This is a genomic window from Streptomyces sp. NPDC055749, assembly GCF_053617235.1.
In genome coordinates, this window is sequence record NZ_JBSHFH010000012.1 from 145,401 (window position 1) to 157,415 (window position 12,015).

Here is a 12,015-nt window from a genome sequence, read left to right on the forward strand (position 1 = left end):
GCCGGGCCGGGAGCGCACTCTCCCCGGCTCCACCAAGCAGCACAGCGAGCAGCACCAGAAGGGCACGGCGTCGTGGCAAGGGTTCGGACAGGGGTACGCGCGATGGGCGCCGTGCTGGCAGCGGTGCTCGGGGCCTCCCTCATGGGATGCAGCAGCACCGGCGGCAAGCGGGCGGAGGAGCGCGCGGCCGAGGCCGCGGAGGGCCGGTCCGCGGTGAACACTCCGCGCTGGACCTTCGCCATGGTCACCCACTCGGGCGACGGCGACACCTTCTGGGACATCGTCCAGAACGGCGCCGAGCAGGCCGCGGCGAAGGACAACATCAACTTCCTCTACTCGCACCACGACGAGGCGCAGCAGCAGGCCCAGCTCGTCCAGGCGGCCATCGACAAGAAGGTCGACGGGCTGATCGTCACCCTCGCCAAGCCGGACGCCATGAAGGCCGTCGTGGCCAAGGCCACCGCGGCCGGCATCCCGGTCATCACCGTCAACTCGGGCTCCGCGGAGTCCAAGGACTTCGGCGCCCTCACCCACATCGGCCAGGACGAGTCGATCGCCGGTGAGGCCGTCGGCGACGAGCTCGACGAGCGGGGCCGCAAGAAGGCTCTCTGCGTCCTGCACGAACAGGGCAACGTCGGCCACGAGCAGCGCTGCGACGGAGCCAAGAAGTCCTTCGGCGGCACGATGCAGAACCTCTACGTCGACGGCACCAACATGCCCGACGTCCAGTCGTCCATCGAGGCCAAGCTCCAGGCCGACAAGAGCATCGACGCCGTCGTCACCCTCGGAGCGCCCTTCGCCGACGCCGCTGTGAAGGCGAAGGAGACCGCGGGCAGCGAGGCCGAGGTCGACACCTTCGACCTGAACGCCAAGGTCGCCACCGCGCTGAAGGCCGGCACGCTCGGCTTCGCCGTCGACCAGCAGCCCTACCTCCAGGGGTACGAGGCCGTCGACCTGCTCTGGCTCTACCGCTACAACCGCAATGTGCTCGGCGGCGGCCTGCCCGTCCTGACCGGCCCCCAGATCATCACCGCCGACGACGCGCCCGAGCTCGCCGAGTACACGAAGCGGGGGACCCGATGACAGCGACCGGCCAACCAGCGGCTCCGGCCCCGGGCCGGCCCGACGAGCGGCTGCTGCACACCTCGCCGCTGCGCAGACTCCTCGGCCGCCCTGAACTCGGCTCGGTCGTCGGCGCGGCCGCCGTCTTCCTCTTCTTCGCCGTCGTCGCGGACAGCTTCCTCCAGGCGTCCAGCTTCGGCACGGTGCTGTACGCCGCATCGACCATCGGAATCATGGCCGCCCCGGTCGCGCTCCTGATGATCGGCGGCGAGTTCGACCTCTCCGCCGGTGTGCTGGTGACCAGCTCCGCGCTGATCTCCTCGATGTTCAGCTACCAGATGACCGCCAACGTCTGGGTCGGCGTCCTCGTCTCCCTGCTGGTCACCCTGGCCTTCGGCGCCTTCAACGGCTTCATGCTGACCCGCACCAAACTGCCGAGCTTCATCATCACGCTCGGTACGTTCCTGATGCTGACCGGTCTCAACCTCGGCTTCACCAAGCTGATCAGCGGCACCGTGTCGACGAAGTCCATCGGCGACATGGAGGGCTTCGAGTCGGCCCGCAAGGTCTTCGCCTCCCAGCTGACCATCGGCGACATCGAGCTCAAGGTCACCATCCTGTGGTGGGCCGTGCTCGTCGCGATCGCCACCTGGATCCTGCTCCGCACCCGCTTCGGCAACTGGATCTTCGCGGTCGGCGGCGCGGCCGACGCCGCGCGGGCCGTCGGTGTACCGGTGATCCGTACGAAGATCGGGCTCTACCTCGGCGTGGCCTTCGCCGCCTGGGTCTCCGGACAGCACCTGCTGTTCAGCTACGACGTCGTGCAGTCCGGTGAGGGCGTCGGCAACGAGCTGATCTACATCATCGCGGCCGTCATCGGCGGCTGCCTGATCACCGGCGGCTACGGCTCCGCGATCGGCTCGGCGGTCGGTGCGTTCATCTTCGGCATGACCAGCAAGGGCATCGTGTACGCGGAGTGGAACCCCGACTGGTTCAAGTTCTTCCTCGGAGCGATGCTGCTCCTGGCCACCCTGCTCAACGCATGGGTTCGCAAGCGCGCGGAGGCGACGAAATGACCGCGACCCCGGCCCCTGCCCAGGCCCCCGGCCAGGATGCTGTCCAGGCACTCGTCGAACTGGACGACGTCAGCAAGTTCTACGGAAGCATCAAGGCGCTCGAACACGTCTCGCTGGAGGTCCACGCGGGCGAGATCACCTGTGTGCTCGGCGACAACGGCGCCGGCAAGTCCACCCTCATCAAGATCATCGCGGGACTGCACCGGCACGACGGCGGCACCTTCCTGATCGACGGCGAGGAGACCACCCTCGCCAATCCGCGCGACGCCCTGGACCGGGGCATCGCCACGGTCTACCAGGACCTCGCCGTCGTACCGCTCATGCCGGTCTGGCGGAACTTCTTCCTCGGCTCCGAGCCGACGAAGGGCGCGGGACCGTTCAAGCGTCTCGACGTACAGCTGATGCGCGAGACGACGCGCGCGGCGCTGCTGCGCATGGGAATCGATCTGCGCGACGTCGACCAGCCCATCGGGACCCTGTCCGGCGGTGAGCGCCAATGCGTGGCCATCGCCCGCGCCGTCCACTTCGGAGCCAAGGTCCTCGTCCTCGACGAACCCACGGCGGCGCTCGGCGTCAAGCAGTCCGGTGTCGTGCTGAAGTACGTCGCGGCGGCCCGCGACGCGGGCCTCGGCGTGGTCCTGATCACCCACAACCCGCACCACGCCTACCTCGTGGGCGACCGGTTCGTGCTGCTCAAGCGCGGCGCCATGTCCGGCAGTCACACCAAGGGCGGCATCACGCTGGACGAGCTGACCCGGGAGATGGCGGGCGGCAGCGAACTGGAGGAGCTCAGCCACGAGCTGGGGAAATCGGACCTGTCCGGAGAATGACGACAAAACGGATGCCGGACGGACCGGGGCAGGCAATGGCAGAATCGACCACGGCGGGCACAGTCCGCTGCCGGCGGCAGCACGCACCGGCCCCCCGACCGACGCAGGGACGATGAGCACGTACCGCGACTTCGCACACCGCGGCTCCGCCCGCGCGACCGTCCTGAAGACCGTCGGCACGCGTGAGCGGCGCTCGCACCTCACGGCACCCCGCGTCCCGACGGTCGGCATCGACATCGGCGGTACGAAGGTGATGGCCGGCGTCGTCGACGCGGACGGCAACATCCTGGAACAGCTGCGCACCGAGACGCCCGACAAGTCCAAGAGCCCCAAGGTCGTCGAGGACACCATCGTCGAGCTGGTCCTCGACCTCTCCGACCGGCACGACGTGCACGCCGTCGGGATCGGCGCGGCGGGCTGGGTCGACGCGGACCGCTCCAAGGTCCTCTTCGCCCCGCACCTCGCCTGGCGCGACGAACCCCTGCGGGACGCCATCGCCTCCCGCCTCGTCGTCCCCGTCATGGTCGACAACGACGCCAACACCGCGGCCTGGGCGGAATGGCGCTTCGGCGCGGGCCGCGGCGAGGACCACCTCGTCATGATCACGCTCGGTACCGGCATCGGCGGCGCGATCCTGGAGGACGGGCACGTCAAGCGCGGCAAGTACGGCGTCGCGGGTGAGTTCGGCCACATGCAGGTGGTGCCCGGCGGGCACCGCTGCCCGTGCGGCAACCGAGGCTGCTGGGAGCAGTACAGCTCGGGCAACGCCCTGGTGCGCGAGGCCAGGGAACTGGCCGCAGCGGACTCCCCGGTGGCGCACTACCTGCTGGACCGGGTGAAGGGGAACATCCCCGACATCACCGGACCGCTCATCACCGAACTCGCCCGCGAGGGCGATGCGATGTGCATCGAACTCCTCCAGGACATCGGCCAGTGGCTCGGGGTCGGGATCGCCAATCTGGCCGCCGCGCTCGACCCGTCCTGCTTCGTCATCGGAGGCGGCGTCAGCGCCGCGGACGACCTCCTGATCGGCCCCGCCAGGGACGCCTTCAAGCGCCACCTCACCGGCCGCGGCTACCGCCCCGAGGCACGGATCGCGAAAGCGCAGCTCGGGCCCGAGGCGGGTATGGTCGGCGCCGCCGACCTGGCGCGCCTCGTCGCCCGCAGATTCCGCCGCGCCAACCGGCGCCGGGTCGAGCGGTACGAGCGGTACGCACAGATCTACGACCAGGCGGCGAGCACCATCCGCAGCACGCGGAGCGCCCGTACCCTCGACTGATCCGCGCCGCTCCGCCGCCTCCGCCTTCCGTACTCCGTATCCGCAGCACCTGGGGACCACCGACCATGATCGCAGCCGAGCACGCCGCCGAGCCGCGCCCGACCTCGCCGTCCGGCGACGGCGAAGGGCCGCCCCCGCAGGACCGTCGCAGGATGATCCGCCGCAGGCTGATCACCGCGACCACCATCGTGCTGCTGATCGGCATCCCGGCCGGCTACCTGGTGATCTCCGCCGGCCAGAGCCGCCGCTCCGGCAAGGACAAGGAGGCCGAGGCCGCCGCGCAGGGACTGCGGGAGGACTGGCCGTCCGGCATGCAGCGGCGGATCTTCGAGATCCCGATCCCCGGCAACGCGACGGGCGTCCAGTACTACGAGACCAACAACTGGAAAGCCAGCCGGATGTACGTGAAGTTCCGTACGACGTCCGCCGGCCTCGACCGCTTCCTCAGCAATACCGGCACGGGCCGGGCCGCCCTGAAGCCCGGTGCCGTCACCATCGGCCCGCGGGACATAAAGATCACCGGCTGGTACTTCGGCCCCGGCGTGTACTGGGCGGGCGTGACCCACACCAACAAGGACCCGCGCCCCACCCAGAACATCACCGTCAATATGACCGACCCGGCCAGTCCCGTCGTGTACGTGGTCTCCGCGGCGACCCCCTGACGGGTCGAGGACCGTTGCCGTCGCGGCCGTGCTGCTCAGCGGCATCATCGGCCTGAGCCCCACCGGGAGTGACTCAGGGAGTGACGATGGCGAAGTTCGGGTCGGGGGTGTCCAGGAGCCCGACCAGGCGCTTGAGGACACCGGGGTCGCCCTCCACCCCGACACCGTCGAGGCCGTGCCCCGCGATCACCCCGAGAAGCTGCGGCTTGGTGAGGGTCATTGTCAGATCGGCCGTCGTGGCGGCAGGTGCTCCGGAAGCGGTGCGGTAGGTGAGCGCGCCGTTGGAGAGCACGATGTGCCAGGTGCGGTCCTGGTCGGTGAGATGCCAGTCCATGGTCAGGTCGGTGTCCCAGGCGCGTGGCCCGTCGATGCGGATCGCGAGGGAGTCGACGAGCTGGTCCACGGTCAGGGCCATGGCCATCTCGGGGTTCCCGAGGTCGACGCCGACGGTGGCGATGGTGCCGCGCAGTTCCATCGCGGCCGTGAGGTAGAAGTTGCGCCACGTGGCGTTCTCGGCGCCCTGGCCGAGCCGGTCGTACACGGTGGCGAGCGCCTCCCGGACGCCCGCGTGACCCGGCTCCGCGAAGACGCCGTGGTTGAGGAGCGTGGCGGCGAAGCGCAGATCGCCGTCGTCGGCGTACCGGCGGCCCTTGGCCACCAGGGCTTCGATGCCGCCGTAGTCGGCGGTGAAGCGCTTGGCGAGCTCGGTGGGCGGGTGCTCCCACAGATGCGCGGGGTTGCCGTCGAACCAGCCCATGTAGCGCTGGTAGATGGCCTTGACGTTGTGGCTGACCGAACCGTAGTAGCCGCGCGCGCCCCAGGAGTTCTCCAGGGCCGGCGGCAGGGAGATCTCCTCGGCGATCTCCGGGCCGGTCAGCCCCTGGTTGAGCAGCCGGAGCGTCTGGTCGTGGAGGTACGCGTAGAGGTCGCGCTGGTTGGTGAGGTACCCGGTGAGTTCGCTCTCGCCCCAGGTCGGCCAGTGGTGGGAGGCGAAGACGACATCGGCCCGGCCCTTGAACATGACCAGGGCCTCGGTGATGTAGTGCGCCCAGATCCGCGAGTCGCGCACGACCGCGCCGCGCAGGGTCAGGATGTTGTGCAGGGTGTGGGTGGCGTTCTCGGCCATGCACAGGGCGCGGTGGTCGGGGAAGAGGAAGTTCATCTCCGACGGCGCCTCGGTGCCCGGCGTGAGCTGGAAGACGATACGCACGCCGTCGAGGGTCAGTTCCTGGCCGGTGTGGTTGATGTCCACGGTCGGCGCGACGAGGCTGATGGTGCCGAGCGAGGTGACGGTGCCCAGGCCGCAGCCGATCTGGCCCGTGGGGCTCTGGGGAAGGCGGACGCCGTACATGAACCCGCCGCGCCGGGCCATGGCGCCGCCGGCGTAGACGTTCTCGGAGACCGCGTGCTCCATGAACCCGGACGGCGCGATGACGGGGATGTCGGTGACGCCGTGCGGGACGATGGCACGGGAGCCGCCGAAGTGGTCGCCGTGGGAGTGCGTGTAGATGAGGGCCTTCACCGGACGGTCGCCCCGGTGCGTGCGGTACAGGGCCAGACCGGCCGCGGCGGTCTCCATGGACATCAGCGGGTCGATCACGACGACGCCGGTCTCGCCCTCGACGAGGGTCATGTTGGAGATGTCGAGGCCACGGATCTGGTAGATCCCCTCGGTGACCTCGAACAGACCACTGCGCGCGCAGAGTGCGCCCTGGCGCCACAGGCTCGGGTTCGCGGTGTCGGGGCACTCCGCGTCGAGGAAGTCGTACGCGGAGGTGTCGAACACCACCTTTCCGGAATCGTCCTTGATCACCGGATCGGGCAACGCCGCGATGAACCCGCGATCGGCATTGGAGGCGTCGGTGGTGTCGTCGAACTGAAGGCCTGCGGTGCCCATGAGCTCCCCTGCGGTGCGCGTCTCGGAACAAAGTATTTTGTCCCATTACGCACCATTTAGCCCATATGTGCACGTGGGCTGACCCGTTCGGGCGTACGGGGTCATGGCCGATCTGACAAGGAGTCGGCGAACACGCGCGCTCACCTCCGGGTAACCCCTGGGCGGCCACCATGTGGCTGTGATGAGACGTGAGGAAGCAGTGGTACGGCTCGATTCGGTGAGCAAGGTGTACGGCGACGTCACCGCGCTGGACGAAGTGAGCCTGGAAATCCGTCACGGTGAGGCCGTCGCGGTGATGGGCCCCTCGGGGAGCGGGAAGTCGACCCTGCTCAACATGGTCGCGGGTCTTGACCGGCCGACCTCCGGCTCGGTGGTGGTCAACGGCGAGGACCTCACCGGCATGGGGGAGGCGGGACTCGCCCGCTTCCGGCGCCGCCGGATAGGCATGGTCTTCCAGTTCTTCAATCTGCTGGACGACCTGCCCGCGTTGGAGAACGTCGCACTGGCCGGCCGGCTGGTCGGCGTCCCGGCACGCAAAGCCCGCGCCCGCGCCCAGGAACTGCTCGACGAGCTCGGCCTGGCCCATCGCCGCGACGCCTACCCGGCCGTACTCAGCGGAGGCGAGCGGCAACGGGTCGGGGTGGCCCGGGCACTGATGAACCGGCCGGCGCTGCTGCTGGCCGACGAGCCGACCGGAGCCGTCGACAGCAGGACCGGCGACCAGGTCATCGCCCTGCTGCTCGACCTCAACCGGCTGGGCCAGACCCTGCTGCTCGTCACCCACGACGAGCGACTGGCCACCCAGTGCGCCACCCGGCTGGTCACCGTCACGGACGGCCGGATCGTACGGCAGGCCGAGCTGGAGAGGGGCAAGCCGTGGAGCGCCCGCTGAGCGCGGTCCGGACGGTCGCACGGGCAGGCGTGCAGCGCCGCCGGCTGCAGACGTTCAGCATCGGCCTCGTCGTCTTACTGTCCACGACCGCCCTCGTGTTCGGTCTCAGCCTGCTGGCCTCCGCGAACTCACTGTTCGACGACGCCTTCGAGCGGGCCAACGGGGCGCACGCGACCGCCTCCTTCGACTCCGGCGACGTGACTGCCGACCAGGCCGGGGCCACCGGGCGGGCGAGCGGCGTCACCGACGCCGCGGGCCCTTTCCGGACCGCGGTGCTCAGCGGAGCGCGGGTGTCCGAAGGGATGCCGCTCGGAGACGATCAGTTCCTCGTGGTCGGGCGGGCCGACCCGGGCGGCCCGGTGGACCGGCTCACCGTCACGTCGGGACGGTGGGCCCGCGCGCCGGGCGAGATCGTGCTCCGGGGCGAGCCCAACGGCCCGGTACGCCTCGGAACGACCCTCACCGCACCGGGACTTCCGCCGCTCGACGTCGTGGGCTTCGCCACCTCGATGGCGGACGGAACCGGCGGCTGGGTGACACCGGACCAGGTCGGCGAACTCCGGCCGAGCGGGCTGCAGATGCTCTACCGGTTCGCCCGCGCCGCCGACTCGCCCCAGGTCCAGCAGAGCCTGGCCGCGGCGACCGCCGGCCTGTCCATGCGGGACAACGAGTCGTACGTCACCGTCAAGCAGCGGTTCGAGGAGGAGTTCAACTCACTGACCCCGTTCATCACGGTCTTCGGGGTGTTCGCCCTGGCCGTGTCGGTCTTCATCATCGGCAACGTGGTCGGCGGAGCGGTGGCCTCGGGCTTCCGGCACATCGGTGTCATGAAGGCACTCGGGTTCACCCCGGCGCAGGTGACAGGTGTGTACGTAGTGATGTTCACGGCCCCCGCGTCGGCCGGCTGCACGCTGGGCATCCTCGCCGGTCACCTGCTCACCGTCAGGGTGGGGCAGGGCGTGGCCGACAGCTTCGGGCTGCCGTCCGCCGGGGGAGGTTCCCTCCTGCTGGACGCGGTGGCGGGCGGCAGCGTCATCGCGCTGGTGATGCTGAGCGCCCTTGTCCCGGCACTGCGGGCCGGCCGGCTGCCGGCGGTCGCGGCGATCAGCGCCGGGACAGTGTCCCGCCGCGGCAGCGGCCGGCGCGTGCAGCGCCGGCTCGCCCGCACCCGGCTGCCCGTTGCGGTCGGCCTGGGGCTGAGCCTGCCCGTCGCCCGCCCCGCCAGGACGGCGCTCACCGTCGCGGGGCTCTGTCTGGGCGTGACCGCGGCCACCATGGGCCTCGGCCTCCACCAGACGGTCACGAAGATCCTCACGGCGGACACCGAAGGACACACGTCCGTCAGCGTCGGCATCGCACCGGGAGCCCAGCAGCAGACGGACCTGAGCGAGCAGGAGGTCCTCACCCTGCTGCGCGGCCGGCCGGGCACCGCCCACATCATGTCCTTCGCCCCCATGACCGGGCGGAGCCCGGGAATCCCCGCGGACCTGACGGCCGAGACCTACAGCGGTGAGTACAGCCGCTTCCTGGGCGACAACCTCGTCCGCGGACGCTGGTTCGCCCGCGCCGGGGAAGTAGTGCCGGCCGAAGGCCTTATGCGGCTCTACCACTTGGACGTGGGCGACACCCTTGACCTGCGGGTTGGCGAGGAGCAGACCCAACTCAAGATCGTCGGCTCCTTCACACATCCCGACACCGACCGGCTGATGCTCGACGCCGCCAGTCTGCGCAGCGCCGACGGCGGACTCGGCCAACGGCCGTTCTCGGTGATCGTGACACCGGGGACCGATCCGGCCGCCTACGCCGCCGGCCTCAACGAGGCGGCCTCGGGAACCGGGCTGTACGCCGAGGTCAGCGAGCCGGACTTCGGAGACAGCCTGGTCTTCAGCAGCCTGTTCCTGCTGTTCTCGCTGTTCATCTGCGGGGTCGCGGCGCTGGGCGTGCTCAACAGTGTGGTGCTCAGCAGCCGGGAGCGCAGCCGCGACCTGGGCGTGCTCAAGGCCATCGGAATGGCCCCACGGCAGGTGGTCCTCATGATGGTGACGTCGATGGCCGCTCTGGGGATCATCGGCGGCGTGCTCGGGGTCCCGCTCGGCGTCCTGATCCACCACGGCGTAGTGGAACTCACCGGCGACATGACCGGAGGCGGCATGGCTGCCTCGTTCATCGACGTCTATACCTGGCCCCTGCTCGTACTTCCGGCCCTCGCCGGAGTGGTGATCGCCGTCCTGGGCGCATGGGTGCCCGCCGTCCGCGCGGCAGCCACCGGCACCGCCGCCGTACTCCGCAGCGAATGAGAAGAACGCGCACGCCTCGGCCTAGGTGAGGACAGGGAGGACGGGGAGGACGGGGAGGACCACGGTGATGGTGAGGCCGCCGTCCGGGTTGGGCGTGGTCGTCACCGTGCCGTCGTGCGCATGGGCGATGGCGGCGACGATGGACAGGCCGAGCCCCGCACCCTCGATCGATCCGGTGCGGTCGGCATGCAGCCTCCGGAACGGCTCGAAGAGCGCCGCCACCTGCTCGGGGCGGACGAGCGGGCCGGTGTTGCGCACCACCAACCCGGCGTCCGGGGACAGTTCGGCCAGCACACGCCCCCCGGCGTGGTTGTGCCGGATCGCGTTCTGCACCAGGTTGGCGACCAGCCTGAAGAGCATCACCTCGTCGCCGGCGACCCGGACCGGGTGGGTGGCGGCGGTGATGGTGACGGCGCCGCGTCCGGCGAGCGCCAGATGGTCCGCGACCACCTGCTCGACCACGGATCCGAGGTCCACCGGGGCCCGGGTTTCGAGGCCCCGTTCGCCCTGGGCGAGGACCAGCAGACCTTCGATGAGCCGCTTGGACCGCTCCGTGTTGCGCAGCAGTTCGGCCCGGATCCGGGCGACCTTCTCGGGGGTGGGGTTGGCCAGGCCGACTTCGAGGGCGGTCTGCTGGATGGCCAGGGGGGTACGCAGTTCGTGCGAGACGTTGGCGACGAAACGGCGCTGCCCGGCGACCGCGTCCTCCAGCCGGTCGAGCATCGCGTCGAAGGCGTCGGCGAGCTCCTTGAGCTCGTTCTCCGGTCCGGTCAGCGCGATGCGCTCATGCAGGGTGGACAGCGACAACTGGTGTGCGGTGGAGGTGATCCGGTGCAGAGGCCGTAGCAGCCGCCCGGTGAGCCACCAGCACACCCCGAATGCCAGCACCGTGATCACCGCGATCGCGATCAGCGTGACGAGCCGCTGCGAACCCACCAGGTTCGCCTGAAGGTCCCCGGCCTCCGCGATGCCCGAATCGGGCTGGTAGGGGACGCTCGTACAGGAAGGGGCCCCGGACGGGCGCTCCTCGCACGGAATCGTGTTGAAGGGATATCCGAAGGGGACATCCTGCAGGCTTTCGCTGACGATCTTCTGCTGGAGCAGCTGCGCCACGATCAGCACGCCCATGGCGATCACCGTGAAGAGTCCGCCGTAGAGCAGCGTCATCCGGGTCCGTACCGAACCCTTGGTCATCTTCCTGAGACGCCGCACGATCCTCATCAGCCTCTCACAGCCGGTACCCGCTCCCGGGGACGGTGACGATGACCGAAGGGGCGCCGAGCTTGGCCCGGAGCTTGCTCATGGTCACCTTGACGATGGTGGTGAACGGGTCGATGCGCTCGTCCCAGGCCCGCTCCAGGAGCTGCTCGGTGCTGACCACCGTTCCCCGCGCCTCCATGAGCACCTTCAGTACGCCGTACTCCTTGCGGGACAACGGCAGGAGACGGCCGTCGCGGAACGCCTCCTGCCGCGCGGTGTCCAGTGTGATGCCGCCGTACTCCAGCACCGGGGGGAGCGGCGGCAGGCTCCGCCTGCCCAGCGCGTTGATCCGGGCCACCAACTCGTCGAATGCGAACGGCTTGGCCAGGTAGTCGTCAGCTCCCAGGTTCAGACCGGAAACCCGGTCGTGCACCGTTCCGGAGGCGGTCAGCATCAGAATGCGCACCGGTGCCCCACGCCGGGCCAGCTCCGCGCAGATCGTGTCACCGTGCACCTCGGGAAGGTCCCTGTCGAGTACGAGGACGTCGTAGACGTTCACGCCGAGCCGCTCCAGCGCCCCTGCGCCGTCGTAGGCGACGTCGACCGCCATCGCCTGCTCGCGCAGACCTTCGGCCACCATGTCGGCGAGGAAGCGTTCGTCCTCGGCCACGAGAATCCGCATGGGCCGATTACTTCAGTCCGACGGTAAAGCGGCGGTTAACGGCATCAGCAGGGCCCGGGAAGTCGCACGGGGTGGCTATGGACCGGCAGCGCTGTCAGTGGCCCGGGATACGGTGCGGAGTGATTGGCCGGACGGAGA

The 12,015-nt window shown here is 69.8% G+C and carries 10 protein-coding genes; 7 read left to right on the forward strand and 3 right to left on the reverse strand.

What is annotated here, in order from left to right:
• The first annotated feature begins 72 nt into the window (after nt 1–72).
• The 5 genes from ACWGO0_RS12050 (at nt 73) to ACWGO0_RS12070 (ending at nt 4,909) form a co-directional block, all read left to right on the forward strand.
• Entirely contained in the window at nt 73–1,083 is a 1,011-nt protein-coding gene (locus ACWGO0_RS12050) for a sugar ABC transporter substrate-binding protein (protein ID WP_453531957.1), read from the forward strand.
• Nucleotides 1,080–2,138, forward strand: a complete 1,059-nt coding sequence (locus ACWGO0_RS12055; protein WP_453531960.1) for an ABC transporter permease — start codon at nt 1,080–1,082, stop codon at nt 2,136–2,138. Before ACWGO0_RS12050 ends, ACWGO0_RS12055 begins: the two co-directional genes overlap by 4 nt.
• Nucleotides 2,135–2,968, forward strand: a complete 834-nt coding sequence (locus ACWGO0_RS12060) for an ATP-binding cassette domain-containing protein (protein WP_453531963.1) — start codon at nt 2,135–2,137, stop codon at nt 2,966–2,968. The genes ACWGO0_RS12055 and ACWGO0_RS12060 overlap by 4 nt, the downstream gene beginning before the upstream one ends.
• Nucleotides 2,969–3,080: 112 nt before the next feature.
• Nucleotides 3,081–4,247, forward strand: a complete 1,167-nt coding sequence (locus ACWGO0_RS12065) for an ROK family glucokinase (protein ID WP_453531966.1) — start codon at nt 3,081–3,083, stop codon at nt 4,245–4,247.
• Between the two features lie 65 nt (nt 4,248–4,312).
• Nucleotides 4,313–4,909, forward strand: coding sequence for a hypothetical protein (locus ACWGO0_RS12070; protein ID WP_453531969.1), 597 nt, complete (start codon nt 4,313–4,315; stop codon nt 4,907–4,909).
• Nucleotides 4,910–4,982: 73 nt separating this feature from the next.
• Here ACWGO0_RS12070 and ACWGO0_RS12075 read toward each other — a convergent pair whose 3' ends face one another.
• Nucleotides 4,983–6,806: an alkyl/aryl-sulfatase gene (locus tag ACWGO0_RS12075; RefSeq protein WP_453531972.1), complete on the reverse strand. Its 1,824-nt coding sequence runs from the start codon at nt 6,804–6,806 to the stop codon at nt 4,983–4,985.
• 181 nt (nt 6,807–6,987) lie between these two features.
• On the opposite strand from ACWGO0_RS12075, the gene ACWGO0_RS12080 reads away from it, so the two are divergent.
• The gene (locus tag ACWGO0_RS12080; RefSeq protein WP_453531975.1) at nt 6,988–7,698 is read left to right on the forward strand and encodes an ABC transporter ATP-binding protein; all 711 of its coding nucleotides are present in this window, start codon (nt 6,988–6,990) and stop codon (nt 7,696–7,698) included.
• Nucleotides 7,683–9,995, forward strand: coding sequence for an ABC transporter permease (locus tag ACWGO0_RS12085; RefSeq protein ID WP_453531978.1), 2,313 nt, complete (start codon nt 7,683–7,685; stop codon nt 9,993–9,995). The genes ACWGO0_RS12080 and ACWGO0_RS12085 overlap by 16 nt, the downstream gene beginning before the upstream one ends.
• A gap of 21 nt (nt 9,996–10,016) precedes the next feature.
• Here ACWGO0_RS12085 and ACWGO0_RS12090 read toward each other — a convergent pair whose 3' ends face one another.
• The gene (locus tag ACWGO0_RS12090; RefSeq protein ID WP_453531981.1) at nt 10,017–11,207 is read right to left on the reverse strand and encodes a sensor histidine kinase; all 1,191 of its coding nucleotides are present in this window, start codon (nt 11,205–11,207) and stop codon (nt 10,017–10,019) included.
• 16 nt (nt 11,208–11,223) lie between these two features.
• Nucleotides 11,224–11,877: a response regulator transcription factor gene (locus ACWGO0_RS12095; protein ID WP_453531984.1), complete on the reverse strand. Its 654-nt coding sequence runs from the start codon at nt 11,875–11,877 to the stop codon at nt 11,224–11,226.
• Nucleotides 11,878–12,015: the final 138 nt, after the last annotated feature.